This window comes from Vibrio sp. 1078-1 (assembly GCF_033340475.1).
On the sequence record NZ_JAWOWM010000768.1, the window covers coordinates 1 to 544 of the forward strand.

At 46.1% G+C, this 544-nt stretch carries 1 protein-coding gene and 1 pseudogene; both read right to left on the minus strand.

Features of this window, described 5'->3' with window-relative positions:
• Window positions 1-106: pseudogene (locus R7190_RS29960) on the minus strand (energy transducer TonB); the annotation flags it as partial.
• Window positions 106-510, minus strand: coding sequence for an ExbD/TolR family protein (locus R7190_RS29965; protein WP_005459364.1), 405 nt, complete (start codon window positions 508-510; stop codon window positions 106-108). The pseudogene R7190_RS29960 and the gene R7190_RS29965, both read right to left, overlap by 1 nt.
• Between the last annotated feature and the right edge of the window lie 34 nt (window positions 511-544).

The following is a 544-nucleotide window of genomic DNA, read 5'->3' on the forward strand; positions in this document are numbered from 1 at the left end:
GTTTTGGTGCGCGTTGATTGCCATTATCGACCATCCACGCCATAAAGCTAAACAAACTCACGGCGATCAATAATGACGCTGGTAACGCAATTAACAGCCTACCCATTAAGGTTTCTCCGCTGCCAGTGCAATGTTCTTCACGCCAGCACCTTTAGCGGCATCCATCACTTTCACAACGGTGCCGTTGTACGCGTGTTCATCAGCCTGAATAACTAACGATGCATCTGGCTGGTCTAGCAATAGGTGCTCAATAGATGCTTCTACGCGTTCCAGATCGACCAAGCGTTTGTCGATGTATACATCGTTTGCTGCCGTAATGGCGATGAAAATACCTGCGTCTTTTTGACTGACCACGTTCGATGCTTGAGGGCGGTTCACTTCCACGCCAGACTCTCGCACGAAAGAGCTGGTAACAATAAAGAAAATCAACATGATAAATACAATATCAAGCATCGATGTTAAATCGACTTGAGCTTCGTCTTGTTGATTTGGTCTGCGTCCGAGTCTCACTTCTGACTCCTTAAAGATTGTTCTAATTGGATCG